The organism is Pseudomonas paraeruginosa PA7, from assembly GCF_000017205.1.
GTDB lineage: Bacteria > Pseudomonadota > Gammaproteobacteria > Pseudomonadales > Pseudomonadaceae > Pseudomonas > Pseudomonas paraeruginosa.
In genome coordinates this window covers 1701053-1722982 of sequence record NC_009656.1, presented here as the reverse complement: position 1 = coordinate 1722982, position 21930 = coordinate 1701053, and the positions used below count along the sequence as shown (strand labels likewise).

The following is a 21930-nucleotide window of genomic DNA, read 5'->3' as shown; positions in this document are numbered from 1 at the left end:
GGCGGATAAAAAGCGTCGCGGCGACGCGATGGCGTAAACAAAAAAGAGGGCCGGTCGAAACCGGCCAAAAACCCTGCTCGTGGCTAAACAGCGTTGCAAGACGGCACGCACCGTCGAATAAAAGGTCCCGCCTGCCGTGCCTGCCCATGCAGGCGGGACGAATCCGGCCTCAGCGGTTGGGCTGGGGCGTCAGGCGCAGGTAGGGCTTCACCGCGCGGTAGCCTTTGGGGAAACGCCGCTTGATCTCTTCTTCGTCCTTCAGCGAGGGCACGATCACCACCTCGTCGCCGTCCTCCCAGTTGGCCGGCGTGGCGACCTTGTGGTTGTCGGTCAGTTGCAGCGAATCGATCACCCGGAGGATCTCGTTGAAATTGCGACCGGTGCTCGCCGGGTAGGTGATGATCAGGCGCACCTTCTTGTTCGGGTCGATGATGAACAGCGAACGCACGGTCAGCGTGTCGTTGGCGTTCGGGTGGATCAGATCGTAGAGTTCGGAGACCTTACGGTCGGCGTCGGCGATGATCGGGAAATTGACCCGGGTGTCCTGGGTCTCGTTGATATCGTCGATCCACTTCAGGTGCGATGCCACCGGATCCACCGACAGCGCCAGGACCTTGACTCCTCGCTGGGCGAACTGGTCCTTGAGCTTGGCGGTGAAACCCAGCTCGGTGGTGCACACCGGGGTGAAGTCGGCCGGGTGGGAGAACAGCACGCCCCAGCTGTCGCCCAGCCACTCGTGGAGGCGAATGCGCCCTTCGCTGGAGTCCTGTTCGAAATCGGGGGCGATGTCGCCGAGTCTTAGGCTCATGGGGTCACTCCTTGTTCGTGTTGGAGACCACTATGCCCAAGGTATCCATGCATTAAAAAGAATATATTTTGATTTTCTTATAACCAAAAAACAGAACCAATCCTTCGCCTGGAAATCCCGCGCCTTTCGTCCGTCGCCACCTTCCCCCGCCACACCGTGCCTACACTGGAATCATCCTGAACCGCTATTTCGGAGCCGCCGCCATGTTGGGAAAACGCGCCACCGACCCCGCCCCGGCCACCTACTTCCGCAGCGAACGCATAAGTTCGGTGAATGGCCAGTACTTCTTCTCCACCCGCGAGGGCACCCTCGAAGGACCCTACTTCACCCGCTATGACGCCGAGCGGGAGATCGACGCCTATATCCGCCGGATGCGCCAGTCCAGCGAGATCCAGGCAAAGGGCACGGGCTGAAACGATACAGGCGGCGGTTTCATTTCCCGGCCGCTGAAACGTTCAAGAAAGGGAAGGCAGGTATTCTCGGCGGAACGCCGAGGCAAATGTCACCGCATGTGAACGCACTCACATCGGGGGTGAGTTCCAGTATCATTCACCCGGTGAATACCTGCCACGTCGTGCGTATCCACGCTTCTCCACGTTTTCTAGCGGTAAATCCATGAAAAAAATCTTATTGATGCTTCTGTGCGTCAGCGTGCTGGGTTGCTCCAAAAACAGCGTCGAATCGGAAAAACCGGTCGACGTGCTCCTGATCGGTGGCGGCATCATGAGCGCCACTCTGGGTACCTACCTGAACGAACTGGAACCGGGCTGGACCATCGAGATGGTCGAGCGCCTGGACAAGGTCGCCGAGGAAAGCTCCAACGGCTGGAACAACGCGGGCACCGGTCACTCGGCGTTCTGCGAACTGAACTACACCAGCGAGGCCGCGGACGGCTCGATGGACATCAGCAAGGCGGTGGCGATCAACGAGAATTTCGAGATCTCCAAGCAGTTCTGGGCCTACCAGGTCGACCGCAAGGTATTGAACGAGCCGAAGTCGTTCATCAACAACGTCCCGCACATGAGCTTCGTCTGGGGCGACGACAACGTCGCCTTCCTCAAGAAGCGCCACGCCGCCCTGCAGCACAGCTCGCTGTTCCGCGGCATGGAGTACTCGGAAGACCCCGAGCAGATCAAGCAGTGGGTGCCGCTGGTGATGGAAGGCCGCGAGCCGGGGCAGAAGATCGCCGCCACGCGCATGTCGATCGGCACCGACGTCAACTTCGGCGAAATCACCCGCCAGCTGGTGGGCTCGCTGACGGCGAAGGACACCTTCACGCTGCGCCTGCAGCATGAGGTGCGCGACATCAAGCGCAACGACGACAATACCTGGACCGTGACCATGGCCGACCTGGCCAATGGCGACAAGGAAACCAGCGTCAAGGCGAAGTTCGTCTTCATCGGCGCCGGCGGCGGCGCGCTGAAGCTGCTGCAGATGTCCGGCATCCCCGAGGCCGAAGGCTACGCCGGCTTCCCGGTGGGCGGCTCGTTCCTCGCCACCACCAACCCGGACGTGGTCAAGCGCCACCTGGCCAAGGTCTATGGCAAGGCCTCGGTGGGTTCGCCGCCGATGTCGGTGCCGCACCTCGACACCCGCATGATCGACGGCAAGCCGGTGCTGCTGTTCGGTCCGTTCGCCACCTTCTCCACCAAGTTCCTGAAGAACGGCTCGCTGTGGGACCTGCCGGGCTCGGTGACCAGCGGCAACATCGGCCCGATGTTCAACGCCGGCATCGACAACCTCGACCTCAGCCAGTACCTGATCGGCCAGCTGATGCTCAGCCAGGACGACCGCATGGCCTCGCTGCGCGAGTACTTCCCGGAAGCCCGCGACGAAGACTGGAAGCTGATCCAGGCCGGCCAGCGCGTGCAGATCATCAAGAAGGACGCCGAGAAAGGCGGCGTGCTGCAGTTCGGTACCGAGGTGGTGACCGCCGCCGACGGCTCCGTCGCTGCCCTGCTCGGCGCCTCGCCGGGTGCCTCGACCGCCGCGCCGATCATGCTCTCGGTGCTGGAAAAGGCCTTCAAGGACAAGGTCGCCACCCCCGAGTGGCAGGCGCGCCTGAAGGAAATCGTGCCGTCTTACGGGCGCAAGCTGAACAACGACATCGAGCTGACCAACAGCACCCGTGCCTGGAGCAGCGAGCGCCTGCAACTGATCCACGTGCCGGTGCAGCCGGAGGCCTGATCAGCCACCGACGCGCGCGCATGAAAAAGCCCGGCAATAGCCGGGCTTTTTTGGTTGGCGTTCGCCTTGCGGGGCGGCGCGTCGGCGGATAACGCCGCTGGCGCTACTCGTCCTGCCTTGGCTGGGGGAGAGAGGGATCGATTAGCCGCGCCCGCGATGTCACACCCCTCCTTCGAGCCTGGTCAGGCGCTCCTCCAGCGCCGCCAGACGCGTCTCCAGCTCGGCGATCCGCGCCTCCGCATCGGCCGACAGAGCGGCCGGCGCGGCGCGTTCCGGGTCGCTGCCCATCGCCGCCACGGCGGCCTCGAGGTCGGCCTGGCTGCCGAGCAGGTGCATGTAGCGGTCCTCGCGTTGCCCGGCGCGACGCTCCAGGTGCACGGCCAGGCCGCGACCGGCAAGGCGCTCGAGGTGGTGGCGGATCTGCTCGACATCGTCGAAGTCGTGCAGGCGGTTGCTGCGGGTGAGCAGCTCGTTGAGGGTCTGCGGACCGCGCAGGAACAGCAGGCCGAGCAGCGCCACCTGTGGCGCCACCAGCTCCAGGCCCTTGCCCAGGGTGTGCTCCCAACGGTCGGCGCGGCTGCCCATCACCAGTTTCACCAGGCCGCGCCCCTCGAGCTGGCGCAGGCTCTGGCCGACCTGGCCGGGGGTGAGGTTCATCACCGGCTCGCGGCTGGTCTTCTGGTTGCAGGCCAGGACCAGCGCGTTGAGGGTCAGCGGATAGGTTTCCGGAGTGGTCGCCTGCTTCTCGACCAGGCTGCCAAGAATCCGCGCATCGACGGCGCTCAGCGGGTCATCGACGAACGGCGAGTTGGGCTCGGTGGTCATCGCTACATCCCTATGCAAGGAAAAGGCGACTAGCCTAGCGCGAGTCGCCCGCGATGGCACGGCGCGTTGCGTAAGAAAAAACCAAAGGCGGGCAGCGCGCCGCGGGCGCGCCGCCGGTGGCGGATCAGCGCAGCGCTTCGAACAGCCCGCTGGCGCCCATGCCGCCGCCCACGCACATGGTCACCACGCCGTAGCGCAGATTGCGCCGACGCAGTTCACGGACCAGGTGGCCGACCTGGCGCGAGCCGGTCATGCCGAACGGGTGGCCGATGGCGATGGAGCCGCCGTTGACGTTGTACTTCTCGTTGTCGATCTCCAGCCGGTCGCGGCAGTACAGGCACTGCGAGGCGAAGGCCTCGTTGAGCTCCCAGAGGTCGATGTCGGCGATCTTCAGGCCCTTCGCCTTGAGCAGCTTGGGCACCGAGAACACCGGGCCGATGCCCATCTCGTCCGGCTCGCAGCCGGCCACGGTGAAGCCGCGGAACAAGGCCTTGGGTTCGAGCCCTAGCTCCAGCGCCTTGTCCAGGCTCATCAGCAGGGTCATCGAGGCGCCGTCGGAGAGCTGCGAGGCGTTGCCGGCGGTGACCGAACCGTCTTCGGCGAACGCCGGTTTCAGCGAAGCCAGGCCTTCTAGGGTGGTGTCCGGGCGGTTGCAGTCGTCGCGGTCGACCACTCCGTCGAGCAGCTGTTTCTCGCCCGTGGCCTTGTCCTCCACGGCGTAGCGGGTGGTCATCGGCACGATCTCGTCGGCGAACAGCCCCGCGGCCTGGGCCCGCGCCATCCGCTGCTGGCTCTGCAGGGCGTAGGCGTCCTGCGCCTCGCGGGTGACGCCGTAGCGGCGGGCGACGACTTCTGCGGTCTGCCCCATCGGGTAGTAGATGCCCGGCACCTCCCTTTGCAGCAGCGGGTTCACCAGGTGATCGGTGTTGACGCTCTTCAGGGTCAGGCTGATCGACTCGACGCCGCCGGCGACGATCACGTCGCTGCAGCCCGAGGCGATCTGGTTGGCGGCGATGGCGATCGCCTGCAGGCCGGATGAGCAATAGCGGTTGAGGGTCATACCCGGCACCTGGATGCCGAGGCCGGAGAGCACCGCCACGTTGCGTCCGATGTTGTGGCCCTGGGCGCCTTCGTTGGAACCGGCGCCGACGACGCAGTCGTCCACCAGCAGCGGGTCGAGGTCGTTGCGCGCCAGCAGCGCGTCGACGCAATGGGCGGCCATGTCGTCCGGCCGGGTCAGGTTGAACTTGCCGCGGAAGGACTTGGCCAGGCCGGTCCGGACGCTGTCGACGATCACCACTTCACGCATGGAAGAACCCTCGCTGTTGTTGTTGGACGGCCGCCGGGGCAGTGGCCGGATCAGGCGAGAATAAGACGAGGCAATCGCGCAAGGCACCGATCATTCATCCGGCGTATGCGTCGCCATCCCCGGGGAGGACGGCGGCGCATCCCGGACGGACCTCACTTGTCCTTCTTGTACGCCGCCTCGATGGCATCGTTGATGGTGCGCAGCACCTTGACCCGGGCGAAGCGCTTGTCGTTGGCCTCGACCAGGGTCCAGGGCGCGATCTCGGTGCTGGTGCGGTCGACCATGTCGCCCACCGCGTCGACGTACTGGTCCCACTTGTCGCGGTTGCGCCAGTCTTCCTCGGTGATCTTGTAGCGCTTGTAGGGGGTCTTCTCGCGTTCCTTGAAGCGCTCCATCTGGGTTTGCTTGTCGATCGCCAGCCAGAACTTCACCACGATGATCCCGTACTCGCTGAGCTGCTCCTCGAAGTCGTTGATCTCGCCATAGGCGCGCAGCCAGTCGGCCGGGGTGCAGAAGCCCTCGATGCGCTCCACCAGCACGCGGCCGTACCAGGAACGGTCGAAGATGGTGAACTGGCGGCGCGCCGGGATGTGCCGCCAGAAGCGCCAGAGATAGGGCTGCGCGCACTCCTCCTCGGTCGGCGCGGCGATCGGCACGATATGGTACTGGCGCGGGTCCAGCGCATCGGTGACGCGGCGAATGGCGCCCCCCTTGCCGGCCGCGTCGTTGCCCTCGAACACCGCCACCAGCGAATGCTGGCGGAAGCGCTTGTCGCGGATCAGCCCGGCCAGGCGCGCCTGCTCGGTGGCGAGCTGTTCCTTGTAGTCGTCCTTGTCCAGGTACTGGCCCAGGTCCAGCGAGTCCAGCAGGCCGCGGTTGTCCAGGCTCGACACCAGCGGCGCGGCGTGCGGCTGGCGCTTGGCGCGCTCCTTGGTGGCCAGCGCGGCCTGCAGTCCTTCGAGGATGATGCGGCCGACGGTCAGCGCGCGGTAGCGCTCGTCCGCGCCCTCCACCACGTACCAGGGCGCGTAGTCGCGGCTGGTGCGGCGCAGCACGCGCTCGCCGTAGTGCACGAATCTGTCGTAGACCTCGCTCTGCTTCCAGTCCAGCGGACTCAGTTTCCAGCTGTGCAGCGGATCTTTCTCCAGGGCCTTGAGACGTTCCTTGAGCTGCTTCTTGGAGAGGTGGAACCAGAACTTGAAGAGCAGCGCGCCTTCGTCGCAGAGCATCCGCTCGAAGCGCTCGGCGGCGTCGATGGCCAGGTCCAGCTTGGACTCCTTGATGTGACCCTCGACCCGCGCGTAGAGCATCTGGCTGTACCAGTTGCCGAAGAAGATGCCGATCCGCCCCTTCGGCGGCAGGCGCCGCCAGAAGCGCCACTGCGGCGGCCGCTCGAGCTCCTCGTCGGAGGGACGGAGGAAGCTCTGCACCTGGATCAGGCGCGGGTCCATCCACTCGTTGAGCAGCTTGACCGTCTCGCCCTTGCCGGCGCCCTCGATGCCGTTGATCAGGACGATCACCGGGAAGCGCGCCTGCTGCTTGAGTTCGAACTGAGCCTCGAGCAGCGCTTCGCGCAACTCGATGACGGCCTTTTCGTAGGTGTCCTTGTCGATGCTGTGGCCAACTTCCGCGGATTCGAACATGAAGGTCTCCCTTATCCTGAGTCCTTCAAGGTAGCGGATCGGCGTGCGGCTGTCTGCGCGCGGCGCGGCATCTTCGCGCAGCGCCTCGCCGCCGGCGGGCAAAGCCCCGTAAAATGCGCCATCCGCTTTTCCAGGTTCCTCCATGTCCGACTTCCAGCATGCCCAGCTCGACTGGGACGAAAACGGCCAGCCGCTGTCCCGCGTCTTCGGCGACGTGTATTTCTCCCGGCATTCGGGACTCGACGAGACACGCCACGTGTTCCTCGCCACCAACCGCCTCGCCGAGCGCTTCGCCGCGCTGGGCGATGGCGAGGCGCTGTGCATCGGCGAGACCGGCTTCGGCACCGGGCTGAACTTCCTTTGCGCCTGGCAACTGTTCGAGCGGGTGGCACCGCCCGGCGCGCGCCTGGAGTTCGTCAGCGTGGAGAAATTCCCCCTCGCCGCCGCCGACCTGCGCCGCGCCCTGGCCCTGTGGCCGGAACTGGCGCCCTGGAGCGAGCCCCTGCTGGGTCAGTATCTCGCCCTGCACCCGGGCTTTCAGCGCCTGGCGTTCGCCGGCGGCCGGGTCGGCCTGACCCTGCTGCTGGGCGATGCCCTGGAATGCCTGCCGCAGCTTGACGCGCGGATCGACGCCTGGTTCCTCGACGGCTTCGCCCCGGCGAAGAACCCGGACATGTGGTCGCCCGCGCTGTTCGCCGAACTGGCGCGGCTGTCGGCGCCGCAGGCGACCCTGGGCACCTTCACCAGCGCCGGTTTCGTCCGCCGCGGGCTGATCGAGGCCGGCTTCGCCATGCAACGGGTACCGGGCTACGGGCAGAAGCGCGAGATGCTCGGCGGCACCTACCAAGGGCCGCCGGCGAGTGCCGGCAAGCCCTGGTACGCACGCCCCGCGCCCCATGCCGGACGTCGCGCGGCCCTGGTGGTCGGCGGCGGCCTGGCCGGCTGCGCCAGCGCCGCCAGCCTCGCCGCGCGCGGCTGGCAGGTGACCCTGATCGAGCGCCATCCCGGCCTCGCCCGGGAGGCCTCGGGCAACCCCCAGGGCGTGCTCTACCTGAAACTCTCGGCCCATGGCACGCCGCTGTCGCGCCTGGTACTCAGCGGCTTCGGCCATACCCGCCGGCTGCTCGAACGCCTGCGGCGCGGCCACGACTGGGACGCCTGCGGCGTACTGCAACTGGCCTTCGACGCCAAGGAAGCACAACGCCAGGCGCAACTGGCCGCAGCCTTCCCCGCCGACCTCCTGCACGGCCTGGACCGCGAGCAGGCCGAGCGCCTCGCCGGTGTCGCCCTGCCCGCCGGCGGCCTGTTCTATCCCGAGGCCGGCTGGGTCCATCCGCCCGCCCTCTGCCAGGCCCTGGCCACCACGCCCGGGATCACCCTGCTGAGCGGCCGGGCGGTACGCTTGCGCCGCGAGGGAGACGACTGGTGCGCCTACGCCGGCGACGAATGCCTGGCCCGCGCGCCACTCGCGATCCTCGCCACCGCCGCCGACATCCGCGACTTCCCGCCCGCCGCCGAGCTACCGCTGAAGCGCATCCGCGGACAGGTCACCCGCCTGCCGGCCACCGCGCAGAGCCGGGCGCTGCGCACCGTGGTCTGCGCCGAGGGCTATGTCGCTCCACCGCGTGGCGACGAACACACCCTCGGCGCCAGCTTCGACTTCAAGAGCGAAGACCTGGCGCCGACCCTCGCCGAACACCAGGGCAACCTCGAACTGCTGCGGGAAATATCCCCCGACCTGTTGCAGCGCCTGGGCGCCGACGACCTGCCGCTGGAGCGCCTGGAAGGCCGCGCGGCATTCCGCTGCACCAGCCCCGACTACCTGCCCCTGGTAGGCCCGCTGGCCGAGCGCGCGGCCTTCGACGAGGCCTACGCGGTGCTCGCCCGCGACGCCCGCCAGGTGCCGGAGCGTGCCTGCCCCTGGCTGCCAGGCCTGTACCTGAACAGCGGCCACGGCTCGCGCGGGCTGATCAGCGCGCCGCTGTCCGGCGAACTGCTGGCGGCGTGGATCTGCGGCGAGCCGCTGCCGCTGCCGCGCGCGGTGGGCGAGGCCTGCCACCCGAACCGCTTCCTGCTGCGCGACCTGGTGCGCGGGCAGCGCGGCTGAAGCCCCGGGCGCACCGATTTGCGCTACCCTTCGGGCCTGCCGCACGCGCAGGCCATACCGGACCACCGGCTGGCTCACCCGCGGAAATAGTTGATCGACGATGGATGTACTGCTCTTCGAATCCCTGGGCATCGGCGCCGTTCTCGGCCTGCTGCTCGGCCTCACCGGCGCCGGCGGCTCGCTGGTCGCCCTGCCCCTGCTGCTCAGCCTGCACCTGCCGCTGCGCGACGCCATCGGCGTGAGCCTCGGCGCGGTCGCCCTGTCGGCGCTGATCGGCGCCATCCCGCGAGCGCGCCAGGGCCAGGTAGCCTGGCGGCCGGTGCTGATCCTGGCGCTGGCCGGCCTGCCGAGCAACGCCGTCGGCCAATGGCTCGGCCGCTTCGTCCCGGAAGGCGTGCTGATCGTCGCCTTCTGCCTGCTGGTGCTCTGGTCGGCCTGGCGCATGTGGCGCGGCGCCGGAATGAAACGCGAGGCCAGCGACCAAGCACGGAACCTGCCGCTGCTCGGCATCGGCCTGGCGGTCGGCTTGCTGTCGGGATTGATGGGAGTGGGCGGCGGCTTTCTGGTGGTGCCGGGGCTGCTCTGGTTCACCCCACTGTCGATGATGGCCGCCACCGCCACCTCGATGGCGGTGATCGCGCTGGTCTCCGGCGGCGGCTTCCTCATCTACCTGACCGGCGCCCACCCGCCGCTGCCGCTGCTCGGCGGCCTCGCCGCCGGCGGCGCGGTCGGCGTGCTCGGCGGCAACCTGCTGGCACAGCGCCTCGGCGGCCCGACCCTGCAACGCCTGTTCGCGCTGATGCTGGTGGCGGTGAGCTTCTCCCTGGCGGCGCAGAAGCTGTACGGCGGGTAGTTTTCCTCGGCGGCCGGGGCACCGGGGAAGCGGCGTTATTCGCCCTGCTCGACGGTCATGCCATGCCGTCGGGCGGATATCGCTGGGTCGGCGGATAACGCCGACGGCGTTATCCGCCCTACGCGGAGGTCACGCCATGGCGTAGGCGGTTAACCGCAACGCGGTTGTCCGCCAGCCTGCACCGGCAGGTTCGCCAGGTAAAGACCGCCGACGCGACTGTCTTTCGTAGCGAACCTGAATCCCTCACTCTTCCTCGACATCCTCTTCCGGCAGGCCGAACAGGTCGGCCGCGCGCAGCAACGCGGCCAGCAGGCCGTGGCGCTCCCACTCGGGCAACGCGGCGAAGCGCTCGATGACGTACTCCGGCAACAGCGGCGGCGCCTCGGCCAGGGCCTGGTGACCGGCCGGGTCGAGGTGCAGCCAGGACTTGCGCCGGTCCTGCTCGTCGCGCCGGCGGTAGAGCAGGCCGCGTCCTTCGAGGCGATCGAGCACGCCGGAGAGCGATGCCTGGGACAGGCTGACCAGCTTGGCCAGTTGCGTCGCGGTCAGCTCTCCCTCCACCGCCAGGACGTGCAGGATCAGCAATTGCAGCGGGGTCAGGCCGCCATAGCGGCTGAGCCGCTTGGAGTGGATTTCGGCGGCCTGCTGGAGACGGCGGATGGCGCGGAAAATAGCGAGCGAATAGGTATCGGCAGCGGTCTTATTACTTTCAACCATAATAAATTCTTCGTTAAGGGTCCTGATAGGCCCGGCAAATTCGTATAGAACTCCTTCCAACTGTAACGGTCCTCTGTTAGGTAAGTCATGTACCCGGAAGGAGTACACAAAACCCACTTCCCCAACGGAGAACCGGTAAGGAATATGTGCGGCATATCAGGAGAGTTTCGTTTCGACAACCAGGCAGCCGACCTCGCAGCGGTCGAACGCATCACCCACCACCTGGCCCCTCGCGGCCCCGACGCCTGGGGCTTCCACGCCCAGGGCCCGATCGCCCTCGGACATCGACGGCTGAAGATCATGGACCTGGCGGAAGCTTCCGGCCAACCGATGATCGATCCCGACCTCGGCCTGGCCATGGTGTTCAATGGCGCCATCTACAACTACCCCGAACTGCGTGGCGAACTGGAAAGCCTTGGCTATCGGTTCTTCTCCGGCGGCGACACCGAAGTTCTCTTGAAGGGGTATCACGCCTGGGGCGCCGATTTATTGCCCCGGCTCAATGGGATGTTCGCCTTCGCCGTCTGGGAGCGCGATCGCCAGCGGTTGTTCCTGGCCCGCGACCGCCTCGGCATCAAGCCTCTCTATTACAGCCTCGAGCGCTCGCGCCTGCGCTTCGCCTCGAGCCTGCCGGCCCTGCTCAAGGGCGGCGACATCGGCAGCGACCTCGATCCGCAGGCGCTGAACTTCTACCTCAACTTCCACGCCGTGGTCCCGGCGCCGCACACCCTGCTCGCCGGCGTGAAGAAACTGCCGCCGGCGACCTGGATGAGCGTCGACCTCGACGGCAGCAGCGAACAGCGCACCTGGTGGAGCCTGGACTACGGCCCGCAACCGGACGAGCGCGAGCTGACCCTCGACGACTGGCAGGAGCGTGTGCTCGACGGCCTGCGCGAGGCGGTGGCGATCCGCCAGCGCGCCGCCCGCGAAGTCGGCGTGCTGCTCTCCGGCGGGGTCGACTCGAGCCTGCTGGTGGGCCTGCTGCATGAAGCCGGGGTGGACAACCTGCTGACCTTCTCCATCGGCTTCGAGGATGCCGGCGGCGAGCGCGGCGACGAGTTCCAGTATTCCGACCTGATCGCCGAGCGCTACCACACCCGCCACCATCGCCTGCGCATCGGCGAGCACGAGGTGATCGAGCAGTTGCCGGCGGCGTTCCGCGCCATGAGCGAACCGATGGTCAGCCATGACTGCATCGCCTTCTACCTGCTCGCGCGGGAAGTCTCCAGGCACTGCAAGGTGGTGCAGAGCGGCCAGGGCGCCGACGAGCTGTTCGCCGGCTACCACTGGTACCCGAAGGTGGATGGCGCCGCCGACGCCTTCGCCGCCTACCGCGCGGCGTTCTTCGACCGCGACCACGAGGAATACCTGGCCACGGTCGGCGAGCGCTTCCGCGTCGAGGACGTCGCCGGGCGCTTCGTCCGCGACCACTTCGCCAGCCCCGGCGCCGAGGCCGCGGTGGACAAGGCGCTGCGCCTGGACAGCACGATCATGCTGGTCGACGACCCGGTCAAGCGGGTCGACAACATGACCATGGCCTGGGGCCTGGAGGCCCGCGTGCCATTCCTCGACTACCGCCTGGCCGAACTGTCGGCGCGCATTCCCGCCCGCTTCAAGCTCGGCGATGGCGGCAAGCAGGTGCTCAAGGGCGCCGCGCGCAAGGTGATTCCCAGCGAAGTCATCGACCGGCCCAAGGGCTACTTCCCGGTGCCCGGCCTCAAGCACCTGCAGGGTCGCACCCGCGAGTGGGTACGCGAACTGCTGCTCGACCCGAGCCAGGACCGCGGCCTGTTCCAGCCGGCGATCTTCGATCGCCTGCTGAGCGAACCGGACGGCGACCTCACCCCGCTGCGCGGCTCCAAGCTGTGGCAGCTGGCCGCGCTGAACCTCTGGCTCAGCGAACAGGGACTTTGAAAACGGGCCCCCGACGCAGGGGCCCGAACCAGGAGCGATCATGAAAGGCCACTTGCATCTGCCTCATCCGCACAACCAGCGCCTGCAACGCATCCAGGCGCCCACCTACGAACGCCTGCAGGCGCGTCTTGCCGAAGATCACAGCGAGCCGACCGAGAAACCGCTGAGCATCCACTGCGGCTGGGGTCGCCTGCTGATCGGACAGACCTATCCGGACGCCGAGGAGCTGGCTCGCGACCTGCTCCAGGAAGCCCCCGGAGAACGCGACATCGCGCTCTACGTGGCGGCGCCGCAGCAGGTCCTGGCGCACGCCCCGCAGCAACTGTTCCTCGACCCCTCGGATACCCTGCGCCTGTGGTTCACCGACTACCGCCCGGCGCGCCGTCCGCCACGCGGTTTCCGTATCCGCCGGGTGCATACCGGGGAAGACTGGGCGGCGATCAACCGCCTGTACCTGGCGCGCGGCATGCTTCCGGTGCAGACCGAACGCCTCAGCCCGCGCCACCAGGGCGGGCCGATCTATTGGCTGGCCGAGGACGCCGACACTGGCGTCGCGGTAGGCACGGTGATGGGCCTGAACCACGCCAAGGCATTCCAGGATCCGGAGGGCGGCTCCAGCCTCTGGTGCCTGGCGGTGGACCCGCAATGCAGCCGGCCGGGGGTCGGCGAGGCGCTGGTGCGGCACCTGGTCGAGCACTTCATGAGCCGCGAACTGGCCTACCTCGATCTCTCGGTGCTGCACAACAACCAGCAGGCCAAGGCGCTCTACCGCAAGCTCGGCTTCCGCGAGCTGGCGACCTTCACCATCAAGCGCAAGAACGGCATCAACCAGTCGCTGTTCCTCGGTCCCGGCCCGGAGGAAGACCTCAACCCCTACGCCCGGATCATCGTCGACGAGGCCCACCGGCGCGGCATCGAGGTACGCGTCGACGACGCCGAGGGTGGCCTGTTCACCCTGACCCAGGGCGGCCGGCAGATCCGTTGCCGCGAATCGCTCTCCGACCTGACCACGGCGGTAAGCATGACCCTCTGCCAGGACAAGGTCCTCACCCATCGCGCCCTGCACCGCGCCGGCCTGCGCCAGCCGCAGCAGCGCCTGGCCGGCAGCGCCGAGGAAAACGCCGCGTTCCTCGCCGAGCACGCTTCGCTGGTGGTCAAGCCGGTGGACGGCGAGCAGGGCCAGGGCGTGGCGGTCGACCTGCACACCGCGCAAGAGGTCGAGGAGGCCATCGAGGCCGCCCGCCATTTCGATTCGCGCGTGCTGCTGGAGAGCTACCACGCCGGTCACGACCTGCGCGTGCTGGTGATCGGCTACGAGGTGGTGGCCGCCGCCATCCGCCGCCCCGCCGCGGTGATCGGCGACGGCCGGCACAGCATCCGCGAGCTGATCGAGGCCCAGAGCCGCCGACGCCAGGCCGCCACCGGCGGGGAAAGCCGCATCCCGCTCGACCACGAGACCGAGCGCACCCTGCAGGCAGCCGGCTACGGCTACGACGACGTGCTGCCCAGCGGCGAGCACCTGGCCGTGCGGCGCACCGCCAACCTGCACACCGGCGGCATCCTCGAGGATGTCACCGACGCCCTCCACCCGGCCCTCCGCGAGGCCGCGATCCAGGCCGCGCGCGCCCTGGAGATCCCGGTAGTGGGCCTGGACTTCCTGGTCGAGGCCGCCGACCAGCCCGACTACGTGATCATCGAAGCCAACGAGCGCGCCGGCCTGGCCAACCACGAGCCGCAGCCGACCGCCGAACGCTTCGTCGACCTTCTCTTCCCCCTCAGCCGCGAGGTGCCTTCATGACCCCTCTGCCACAACCGGACCTCAACTACCTGCAACGGGTACTGCTGGAAATGCTCGCCATCCCCAGCCCCACCGGCTTCACCGACACCATCGTGCGCTATGTCGCCGAACAGCTCGACGAACTCGGCGTGCCCTTCGAGATGACTCGCCGGGGAACCATCCGCGCGACCCTCCAGGGCCGCCTGAACACCCCGGACCGGGCGGTTTCCGCGCATCTCGACACGATCGGCGCGCTGGTCCGCGAGATCAAGCCCAACGGCCGCCTGGGCCTGGCCCCGGTAGGCTGCTGGTCGAGCCGCTTCGCCGAGGGCAGCCGGGTCACGGTGTTCACCGAACAGGGCGTGTTCCGCGGCAGCGTGCTGCCGCTGCTGGCCTCCGGTCACGCGTTCAATACCGAGGTGGACAACCTGAAGATCAGTTGGGACAACATCGAGCTGCGCCTCGACGCCTATACCGCCAGCCGCGCTGACAGCGAGAGCCTGGGCGTCTCGGTAGGCGACTACGTGGCCTTCGATCCGTTGCCGGAGTTCACCGAGAGCGGCCACATCAGTGCCCGCCACCTCGATGACAAGGCTGGGGTCGCGGCGCTGCTGGCGGCGCTGAAGGCGGTCAAGGAAAGCGGCCAGGAGCCGCCGATCGACTGCCACCCGCTGTTCACCATCACCGAGGAAGTCGGCTCCGGCGCCGCCGGCGCCCTGCCCTGGGACGTCAGCGAGTTCGTCGGGATCGACATCGCCCCGGTGGCCGAGGGCCAGAACTCCAACGAGCACAGCGTCAGCGTGGCCATGCAGGACTCCGGCGGACCGTACGATTTCCATCTGTCGCGGCACCTGCTGCGGCTCGGCGAGCGCCATGACATCGCCCTGCGCCGCGACCTGTTCCGCTACTACCACAGCGACGCGCAGTCGGCGATCGCCGCCGGCCACGACACCCGCGCCGCGCTGCTGGCGTTCGGCTGCGACGCCACCCACGGCTACGAGCGCACGCACATCGACAGCCTCGCCGCGCTGAGCCGCCTGCTCACCGCCTACATGCTCAGCCCGCCGGTCTTCGCCAGCGACGCCAAGCCGCGGGACGCCTCGCTGGAGCGCTTCAACAAACAGCTCGAGCATCCGGTGCACATGGAAAGCTGCACCCACGTCCCGCCAGTGGACGAGGTGCTCGACAGCAGCAACAACAGCGACAAGGACTGAATCCATGCCGGCCTCCCCGGGGAGGCCACTCTCCTCTCCAGCCAACTGCTAGGCTGATGGCAGGTTCCCTCGCCTGTCTCATTTCCTCCGTAGCATCATGCGTGCCGACTCGTGTCCATGGAGTAGTTGCATGTCCCGACTCTGCCTGGTCCTGCTGTTGCTCTGCTGCGCGCTGCCGGTCCGGGCGCAGCCGCCGGCGCCGCTGGACGGAGAGGACCTGCGCCTGTCCCTGGGCGAGTACGCCGAGTACTACCGCGACACCGGCGGCAAGGCGCGCCTGGATGACATCCTCGCCTTGCCGGCCCAGGCCTTCGCATCCCTGCATGGCGACCACGCGAACTTCGGCAAGAACGCCGCGGCCTGGTGGTTCAGGGTGCGCCTGGACAACCGCAACGGCGCCGACCTGGCTGGCTTCCTGGAAGTCAACTACCCGCTGCTGGACGACCTCAAGGTCTACCTGCTGACCGCCGACGGGCGCATCGAGCAGCAGGAGAGCGGCGACCTGTTCGCCTTTTCCCAGCGCCCGGTGCAGGTGCGCAACTTCTGGTTCCCGCTGCGACTGCCGCCCGGCGAGAGCACCCTGCTGCTGCGCGTGCAGACCACCAGCACCGTCTACGTTCCGCTGTACTTCGCCACCTACTCCGCCAGCGCGGCCAGCCAGGAGATCCTGATGGGCTTCAACGGGGCCTTCTACGGCGTGCTGTTCGGGCTGTTCTGCTACAACCTGTTCCTGTTCGTCTCGCTGCGCGAGGCGACCTATGCCTGGTACCTGCTCTACAACCTCAGCCTCGGCCTGTTCTCCGCCAGCTTCGACGGCCTGCTGTTCAGGCTGCTGCCCGGATACGTGGCGCTGGAGTCGGCCGGCATCTACCTGCTGATGTACCTCAGTTGCCTGGTGTCGATCCAGTTCAGCCGCGGCTACCTCTACACCCGCCGCGACTTCCCGCACCTCGACCGCGTCCTCCGCGGCCTGCTGCTGGCCTGCGTGGTACTGCTGGCCAGCGAGCCGCTGGTGGGGCTGCGCGCCTGGAACGTCCTCGCCAGCCTGACGGTGATGCTGGTATCCCTCAGCCTGCTGCTGGCCGGCGGCCACGTCTGGCGCCAGGGCCTGCGCTACGGCCTCTACTACATCCTGGCCTGGGGCGCGCTGCTGCTGTCGTTCCTGGTCACCACCGCCGCCTCGCTGGGCTTCGAGCTGTTCGGCCTGTTCGGCAGCGGCGTGGTCAAGGTCGGCATGACCGTGGAGCTGGTGACCCTATCCATCGGCCTCGCCGACCGCATCAACGCGCTCAAGGAGGAAGGCTTCCGCTCGCGCCAGGCGGCCGAGCAGGCACGAGTGGAGAACGAGGCGAAGAGCCGCTTCCTGGCGAAGATGAGCCATGAGATCCGCACCCCGCTGAACGGCGTGCTGGGCATGCTGCAACTGCTCCGCGACACCCCGCTGGACCGCGGCCAGGCGGCCTGCGTGGAGACCATCGCCAGCTCCGGCAACGCACTGATGTCGGTGATCAACGATATCCTCGACTACGCCCGCATCGAGTCCGGCAAGCTGCAGTTGGAACGCATCGACTTCGACCTGGAGGAACTGCTCTCCGACACCCTCGCCCTGTTCGGCGCCCAGGCCCGGGAGAAACGCCTGCGCCTGCACCTGGGCCTGGACAGGGGCGTGCCGCGCCGCCTCAACGGCGACCCGACGCGGCTGCGCCAGGTACTGACGAACCTGCTCGGCAACGCCCTCAAGTTCACCGCCGAAGGCCATGTCGCCCTGCGCGTGCAGCGGCGCTTCGACGAGGCCGGGCGCGAGCGCCTGCTCTACAGCGTCAGCGACAGCGGCATCGGGATTTCCGCCCAGGCGCAGGCGACCCTGTTCGAGTCCTTTTCCCAGGCCGACTCCAGCACCACCCGCCGCTACGGCGGCAGCGGCCTGGGGCTGGCGATCAGCCGCGAACTGGTGCAGATGATGGGCGGGCGCATCGAGGTGAGCAGCGAACCCGGCAAAGGCACCCGGTTCAGCGTCGACCTGCCGCTCAGCCCCGCCCTCGACAGCGGCGATGCGGATGAACTGGTGCACCTGCTGCAAGGTCGCCCGGTCCTGCTGGCCAGCGAGGACAACCTGACCCTGGACTGTCTGCAGGCAACGCTGGAGCGCTGGGGGCTGCGAGTCGAGCGCTGTCTCCAGCCACGGCGGCTGAACGCCTATCTCGAGGACTTCAGTGCGCCCCCCCTGCTGGTGCTGGCGGCGCCCTGGCCGGGTCCGCCGTCGATCTGGCTGGACTCCCTCTACGCACAGCTGGAACAAGGCCAGCGCATCCTCCTGCTGTGTCCGCCGCAGCACTGCCACGACCTGCCGCCGCACGAGGGCCTGCGCCTGCTGGCGCTGGCCCAGCCAGTGACGGTGAATGCCCTGCGCGCAGCGCTGCTGGAGCTGTACCGGGAACGCCGCCGGCAGCTACGAGGCAACAGCGAGGCGCCCCGGGAACCAGAGCGGGACACCCCATGCATCCTGGTGGCCGAGGACAACCCGGTGAACCAGCTGGTGGTACGCGGCTTCCTCGCCAAGCGCGGCTATGCGGTGCGCCTGGCCGGCAACGGCCGGCTGGCGCTGGACGAGTACCTGCGCGACCCGAACGGTATCCAGCTGATCCTGATGGATGGCGAGATGCCGGAAATGGACGGTTTCGAGGCGACCCGCCTGATCCGTCGGGAAGAGCGCGCCCGGGACTGGCCACGGGTACCGATCGTCGCCCTGACCGCGCACATACTCGACGAGCACCGCCAGGCCGGGATCGAGGCCGGCATGGACGCCTACCTCGGCAAGCCGGTGGACCGGACGGAACTCTACGCCACCCTCGAACGCCTGCTCGGCCAGCCCTCGCGCCAGGCATGACAGCCGAGGACGCGCCGCGCTAGCATTCGCCGCCATACCGGAGTACCGCCATGCTGATCCCCCACGACCTGCTCGAAGCCGACACCCTGAACAACCTGCTGGAGGACTTCGTCACCCGCGAAGGCACCGACAACGGCGACGAGACCCCGCTGGACGTGCGCGTGGAACGCGCCCGCCATGCCTTGCGGCGGGGCGAGGCGGTGATCCTGTTCGACCCGGAGAGCCAGCAGTGCCAGTTGATGTTGCGCAGCGAGGTGCCTGCGGAGCTGTTGCGCGACTGAGTCGCGGTATCGACCCGCCTGGCGGGACGGGTTCGCCGCCCAGCACACCCCGGAAATGCCGGACAGCTCCCCCGCATAACCGCTCGCGGTTATCCGCCGCTTATCCGCCCTCCCCCTCACTCCTTCCCCCCTCCCTCCTCCGTCTCCAACGCCGCCCTGGCGATATTCCGGCTATGCGCGCCGAAATGCCCGATCAGTTCGATCAGTTGCGCGTTCAGCGCCGCATTGTCGTGGGCCTCGGGGCGCGGCTGGTTGCTCTCGCTGAAGTCCTGCGCGGCGGCGGCCGGGCGTGCGGCCAGCCATTCGCCGATGGCGGCGTCGAAGGCCGCGGCGTGGGCGTTCGACTCGGCGGCCACCACCTCGCGCAAGTAGGTCGGCGAATAACCCGGATAGGCACTGTCGCGGCGGGTGTCGGCGTAGGCGTCGAGCATCGGCTGCGGACGGCCGTCGCGCAGCAGTTGGCGCAGCCAGTCGAACTGGTATTTCTCCACCGCGGTATGGCGGTTCGCCACGCGCTCGATGGCCGCCTGCTTTTCCTCCGGGTAGCCGAGCAGCGCCTTGCCCTCCATCTGCAGCATCGCCGCCAGGCTGGCACCGGGCAGCGGCGTGGAGTGGTAGGGCTGGGTGAGGTCCTGGATGTAGTGCATGCCCCAGCCGAGGAAGCGGTAGCCCCAGTAGGGATGGCCACTGGCGAAGGCGAAGCGCGACAGTCCGAAGTACTGGTAGGCGCGCCATTCCGGCCAGGCACGGGCGAGGAACGGCGCACCGCTGTAGATCACCGCCGACTCGTGGTAGAAGCCCATGTGGAACGGCGCCTGGGAGCTGAACTCGAAGCGTGGGTCGCCGAACGGCTGCGGGCCGAAGCCGTAGCGCTGGCCGGCCTCGCCGGGATTGTCGCTGAACAGGTTGATGTCGTGGCCGTAGTCCGGTTCGTCGGCGGCGGTGGCCAGCACCGCCAGGGGCGCGACCCGCTCGCCCGGTTGCAGGCGGATGAAACGCCAGGCGGTCCAGGGCGAGAGGTTCTGGAACACCAGCACCTCCCGGGCCTTGAGGTGCGGGCGCTGCGGCGGGTCCTGCCCGGGTAGCGGCTGGATCGCCAGCGCCAGGCGGATCTCCGGGTTGACCCGCAGCGCCGCGAGGAACGCCTGGCGCAGGTCGCCGGCCTCGCCCTCGGCGGTGAAGCGCAGGGCGTCCGGGCGTGCCGGGTAGTTGCCGATATGCGCGCGGGCGTAGGCTTCCTGCTCGTCCAGCAGCGCGGCCAGGCCGCCGCGCTCGGCGGCGAGGAAGGCCTCCAGCGGCTCCACCACGACCTCCGGCGCCTCGCGGATCGCCGCTACCTCGCGCAGCGCCAGGTAGCTGCCCACCGTATGGTTGGACCAGGCCCAGAGGCTTGGCGAGACCGTGTACAACCCCAGCAGCAGGCAACGCAGCAGCAACTTCATCGGCTTTTCGCTCTTGTCTTCGTCCGGTGCCGGCAAGCCTACCAACCCCGGGCGCGGCAGGGCACTGTCCAGCCCCGCCATCGGAACTCTCCGATAGCGCCATCGGACCAATGTCTATCCACGCCGGGCCGGCCCCATGACCGCCATCAATGGCGCCCAGGCCCCAGGCGGCTAGACTTTCCCGACATCAGGCACGCTGATACAAGGCACCCATCTGATGCTCCAGTCCGTTTCGCCCAAGCACGACCTGCCCCTCAAACCCGAAGGCCAAGCGGCCAAGCCCGAACGCACCGGCACCTGGGCGCCGTTCTCGATCCAGGCCTTCCGCATCATCTGGATCTGCAACCTGTTCGCCAACCTCGGCACCTGGGCGCAATCGGTGGCCGCCGCCTGGGTGGTCACCGACGCCCACGCCAGCCCGCTGATGGTGGCGATGATCCAGGTCGCTGCAGCGCTGCCGCTGGTGCTGCTGTCGATCCTCTCCGGGGTCATCGCCGACAACCACGACCGGCGCAAGATCATGCTCTGGGGCCTCAGCTTCGAGATGACCGGGGCGATGTTCGCCACCCTCCTGGCCTTCCTCGGCTACCTCGACCCGGTGCTGCTGATCATCTCCATCCTCTGGATCTCCCTCGGCGGCTCGGTGACCATCCCGGCCTGGCAGGCGGCGGTCAACGAGCAGGTGCCGGCGCGCATGGTCAGCGACGCGGTGCTGCTCAACAGCGTCAACTACAACGTCGCCCGTGCCGCCGGCCCGGCCCTCGGCGGCCTGCTGCTGAGCGCGGTGGGGCCGGCCTGGGTGTTCCTGTTCAACAGCTTCTGCTACATGGCGCTGATCTGGGCGATCTGGCAATGGCGGCGCGACGTGCCCAAGCGCAGCCTGCCGCCGGAAGGCATCCTCGAAGGGGTCATCGCGGCGCTGCGCTTCACCCAGTACTCCACCGTCACCCGCCTGGTGATGATGCGCTCCTTCGCCTTCGGCCTCTCCGCCAGTGCGGTCTGGGCCCTGCTGCCGCTGCTGGCGCACCGCAACCCGGACGGCGACGCGGCGATCTACGGTTACATGCTCGGCGCCCTCGGCCTCGGCGCGATCCTCGGCAGCACCCAGGTCTCGCGCCTGCGCCAGCGGATCGGCAGCAGCCGGCTGATCAGCCTGGCCGGCTTCACCCTGGCCCTGATCCTGCTGACCCTCGGCCTGGTGGACAACCTCTGGGTACTGTTCCCGGTGCTGATCCTCGGCGGCGGCTGCTGGATCGGCGCCCTCGCCACCTACAACTCGGCGGTGCAGATCCTCGTTCCCGACTGGATCAAGGCGCGCGCCCTGGCGCTGTACCAGACCGCGCTGTACGGCGGCCTGGCGCTGGGCTCGTTCCTCTGGGGCCATCTCGCCGAAACCATGACCGTGCACGGCGCGCTGCTGGCCGCCGGCTGCCTGCTGCTGGCCTCGGTGATCCTGCTGTACAACTCGCGCCTGCCGGAAATGGACGCCGCCAGCATCTCCCGCGCGCCGGCGAGCATGCCCGGGCAGCCGAGCTTCGTCTTCAACACACGGCGCGGCATGGTGCTGGTCTCCATCGAGTACCGGATTCCCGCCGAGCGCACCCGCGACTTCGTCCGCGCCGCCCAGCCGTTGCGCCGCCTGCGCCTGCGCAACGGCGCGGAGCGCTGGTCGCTGTTCCGCGACGTGAGCAACCCGGAGGTCTGGCAGGAACTGTTCCTGGTGGACAACTGGATCCAGCACCTGCGCATGCTCGACCGCATGACCCTGGCCGACAAGATCGTCATCGACAACGTCACCGCCCTGCATGCCGGCGACGGTCCGCCGCAGATCCGCCATTGCGTGAGCTACGAGGCCAGCAGCTACGACACGCCGCTGGTGAAGAGCGCCGCGCCGCCGCCAGCCAACGACGAGGCGGGCACGACGGCGGGGAGTTGAGAAGGATGCCTGGCAAACCCGTAGGGCGGA

16 protein-coding genes are annotated in these 21930 nt (G+C 68.1%); 10 read left to right on the top strand and 6 right to left on the bottom strand.

Going from position 1 to position 21930, the window contains the following annotated elements; all coding sequences use genetic code 11:
- Positions 1 to 169: 169 nt before the first annotated feature.
- Complete coding sequence (locus PSPA7_RS08010) at positions 170 to 808, bottom strand: peroxiredoxin (protein WP_003157448.1); 639 nt, start codon at positions 806 to 808, stop codon at positions 170 to 172.
- A gap of 203 nt (positions 809 to 1011) precedes the next feature.
- On the opposite strand from PSPA7_RS08010, the gene PSPA7_RS08005 reads away from it, so the two are divergent.
- On the top strand, positions 1012 to 1221 hold the full coding sequence (locus tag PSPA7_RS08005) for a DUF6316 family protein (protein ID WP_012074822.1): 210 nt from the start codon (positions 1012 to 1014) through the stop codon (positions 1219 to 1221).
- A 202-nt stretch (positions 1222 to 1423) separates the two neighbouring features.
- Complete coding sequence (locus tag PSPA7_RS08000; RefSeq protein ID WP_012074821.1) at positions 1424 to 2995, top strand: malate:quinone oxidoreductase; 1572 nt, start codon at positions 1424 to 1426, stop codon at positions 2993 to 2995.
- 159 nt (positions 2996 to 3154) lie between these two features.
- Here PSPA7_RS08000 and PSPA7_RS07995 read toward each other — a convergent pair whose 3' ends face one another.
- The 3 genes from PSPA7_RS07995 to pap all read right to left on the bottom strand — a co-directional run bounded on the left by PSPA7_RS07995 (position 3155) and on the right by pap (position 6772).
- Complete coding sequence (locus tag PSPA7_RS07995) at positions 3155 to 3820, bottom strand: YceH family protein (RefSeq protein ID WP_012074820.1); 666 nt, start codon at positions 3818 to 3820, stop codon at positions 3155 to 3157.
- A gap of 124 nt (positions 3821 to 3944) precedes the next feature.
- The gene (locus PSPA7_RS07990) at positions 3945 to 5129 is read right to left on the bottom strand and encodes a thiolase family protein (RefSeq protein ID WP_012074819.1); all 1185 of its coding nucleotides are present in this window, start codon (positions 5127 to 5129) and stop codon (positions 3945 to 3947) included.
- Between the two features lie 152 nt (positions 5130 to 5281).
- Positions 5282 to 6772, bottom strand: a complete 1491-nt coding sequence (gene pap / locus PSPA7_RS07985; RefSeq protein ID WP_041025459.1) for a polyphosphate:AMP phosphotransferase — start codon at positions 6770 to 6772, stop codon at positions 5282 to 5284.
- Between the two features lie 142 nt (positions 6773 to 6914).
- Between pap and mnmC the strand changes: the two genes are divergently transcribed.
- Both mnmC and PSPA7_RS07975 read left to right on the top strand, forming a co-directional pair.
- Positions 6915 to 8879 carry a bifunctional tRNA (5-methylaminomethyl-2-thiouridine)(34)-methyltransferase MnmC2/FAD-dependent 5-carboxymethylaminomethyl-2-thiouridine(34) oxidoreductase MnmC1 gene (gene mnmC, locus PSPA7_RS07980; protein ID WP_012074817.1) on the top strand — a complete coding sequence of 655 codons (1965 nt, stop codon included), beginning with the start codon at positions 6915 to 6917 and terminating at the stop codon, positions 8877 to 8879.
- A gap of 100 nt (positions 8880 to 8979) precedes the next feature.
- Positions 8980 to 9732 carry a sulfite exporter TauE/SafE family protein gene (locus PSPA7_RS07975; RefSeq protein WP_012074816.1) on the top strand — a complete coding sequence of 251 codons (753 nt, stop codon included), beginning with the start codon at positions 8980 to 8982 and terminating at the stop codon, positions 9730 to 9732.
- Positions 9733 to 9975: 243 nt separating this feature from the next.
- On the opposite strand, the gene PSPA7_RS07970 is transcribed toward PSPA7_RS07975, so the two are convergent.
- A complete protein-coding gene (locus PSPA7_RS07970; RefSeq protein ID WP_003157436.1) occupies positions 9976 to 10449 on the bottom strand; it encodes a MarR family winged helix-turn-helix transcriptional regulator in 474 nt (157 codons plus the stop codon).
- 144 nt (positions 10450 to 10593) lie between these two features.
- On the opposite strand from PSPA7_RS07970, the gene PSPA7_RS07965 reads away from it, so the two are divergent.
- The 5 genes from PSPA7_RS07965 (at position 10594) to PSPA7_RS07945 (ending at position 18522) form a co-directional block, all read left to right on the top strand.
- Positions 10594 to 12363, top strand: a complete 1770-nt coding sequence (locus tag PSPA7_RS07965) for an N-acetylglutaminylglutamine amidotransferase (RefSeq protein ID WP_012074815.1) — start codon at positions 10594 to 10596, stop codon at positions 12361 to 12363.
- 40 nt (positions 12364 to 12403) lie between these two features.
- The gene (gene ngg / locus PSPA7_RS07960; protein WP_012074814.1) at positions 12404 to 14161 is read left to right on the top strand and encodes an N-acetylglutaminylglutamine synthetase; all 1758 of its coding nucleotides are present in this window, start codon (positions 12404 to 12406) and stop codon (positions 14159 to 14161) included.
- A complete protein-coding gene (locus PSPA7_RS07955) occupies positions 14158 to 15354 on the top strand; it encodes an osmoprotectant NAGGN system M42 family peptidase (protein WP_012074813.1) in 1197 nt (398 codons plus the stop codon). Before ngg ends, PSPA7_RS07955 begins: the two co-directional genes overlap by 4 nt.
- A gap of 130 nt (positions 15355 to 15484) precedes the next feature.
- Positions 15485 to 18241, top strand: a complete 2757-nt coding sequence (locus PSPA7_RS07950) for a hybrid sensor histidine kinase/response regulator (RefSeq protein ID WP_012074812.1) — start codon at positions 15485 to 15487, stop codon at positions 18239 to 18241.
- Between the two features lie 50 nt (positions 18242 to 18291).
- Positions 18292 to 18522: a YheU family protein gene (locus PSPA7_RS07945; protein ID WP_003091959.1), complete on the top strand. Its 231-nt coding sequence runs from the start codon at positions 18292 to 18294 to the stop codon at positions 18520 to 18522.
- A 116-nt stretch (positions 18523 to 18638) separates the two neighbouring features.
- Here the strand turns inward: PSPA7_RS07945 and PSPA7_RS07940 are convergent, their stop codons facing one another.
- Positions 18639 to 19964, bottom strand: a complete 1326-nt coding sequence (locus PSPA7_RS07940) for a phospholipase C/P1 nuclease family protein (RefSeq protein WP_041025458.1) — start codon at positions 19962 to 19964, stop codon at positions 18639 to 18641.
- Positions 19965 to 20181: 217 nt separating this feature from the next.
- On the opposite strand from PSPA7_RS07940, the gene PSPA7_RS07935 reads away from it, so the two are divergent.
- Positions 20182 to 21900, top strand: coding sequence for an MFS transporter (locus PSPA7_RS07935; RefSeq protein WP_003157440.1), 1719 nt, complete (start codon positions 20182 to 20184; stop codon positions 21898 to 21900).
- Positions 21901 to 21930 lie beyond the last annotated feature (30 nt).